1 protein-coding gene is annotated in these 1386 nt (G+C 71.3%); it reads right to left on the bottom strand.

Annotation, left to right across the window (positions count from 1 at the left end; all coding sequences use genetic code 11):
* Positions 1 to 89 precede the first annotated feature (89 nt).
* A partial coding sequence (locus tag IY392_RS17345; protein ID WP_194861912.1) for an NAD-dependent succinate-semialdehyde dehydrogenase occupies positions 90 to 1386 on the bottom strand: 1297 nt, incomplete at its 5' end.

Consider the following 1386-nt stretch of genomic DNA (forward strand, 5'->3'; position numbering starts at 1 on the left):
GACACCGCCTCGCCGGCCGGGCCCGCACCGGCTGACGGCCCTGAACGAGCCGGCCCCGCGCGACCCGGCCCCGGTCAACCGGTGCGCCGTCAGCGCACCGGGATCGCCACGAGTTTGGTCTCCACGAACTCCTCGATTCCGGTCAGGCCGCCTTCCCGCCCCAGGCCGGACTGCTTGATTCCCCCGAACGGCGCCGCCGGGTTGGAGACGATCCCGGTGTTGACGCCCACCATGCCGGCCTGCAGCCGCTCCGACATGGTCATCGCGCGGTCCAGGTTCTCGGTCATCACGTAGGAGACGAGCCCGAACTCGGTGTCGTTGGCCAGCGTCACCGCCTCGTCGTCGGAGTCGAACGGGATCAGGGCCGCGACGGGGCCGAAGATCTCGGTGGACATCAGGGCGGAGTCCGCCGCCACGCCGGTCAGGACGGTCGGCGGGTAGAAGTAGCCGGGGCCCTCGACCCGCGACCCGCCGCACAGGACCTCGGCACCGCGCCCCACGGCGTCGTCGACCAGCTCGACCACCTTCGTCACGGCCTTCTCCTCGACCAACGGGCCCACGTCGGTGCCCTCGCGCGTGCCGTCGCCGACGGTGAGGGCGGACATCCTCTCGGTGAGGCGCCGGCCGAACTCCTCCAGCACCGAACGGTGGACGAGGATCCGGTTGGCCGACGTACAGGCCTCGCCCATGTTCCGCATCTTGGCGGCCATCGCCGCGTCGACCGCGGTGTCCATGTCCGCGTCCTCACACACCACGAACGGGGCGTTCCCGCCCAGTTCCATCGACGTGCGCAGCACGCCTCGTGCACACTGCTCGAGCAGGGTGCGACCGACCGGGGTGGACCCGGTGAACGACAGCTTCCGGGCGATCCCGGAGTCGATCCACGGTTCCACGACACCGCCGGGGTCGGTGGTGCACACCGTGTTGAGCACCCCGTCGGGCAGTCCCGCCTCGCGCAGGAGGTCCACCACGTACAGGGAGGTCAGCGGGGTGAGGTTGGCCGGCTTGAACACCATGGTGCAGCCGGCGGCGATGGCCGGTCCGATCTTGCGGGTGGCCATGGCCAGGGGGAAGTTCCACGGGGTGATGAGGATGCACGGCCCCACCGGTTCGTGGGTCACCATGAGGCGGGTCCTGCCGTCGGGCGAGCGTCGGGCGTCCCCTCGGACCCGACAGGCCTCCTCGGAGAACCAACGGAAGAACTCCGCGCCGTAGGCGACCTCGCCCTTCGCCTCGGCGAGCGGCTTGCCCATCTCGGTGGTCATGAGCAGGGCCAGTTCGTCGGCGCGGTCGAGGATCAGCTCGTACGCCCTGCGCAGGATCTCGGCGCGGTCGCGCGCGGGCACGGCCGCCCACTCGGGCTGCACCCGCCCGGCGGTCTCGATC

The sequence above is a fragment of the Dietzia sp. SYD-A1 genome (assembly GCF_015356725.1).
Taxonomy (GTDB): domain Bacteria; phylum Actinomycetota; class Actinomycetes; order Mycobacteriales; family Mycobacteriaceae; genus Dietzia.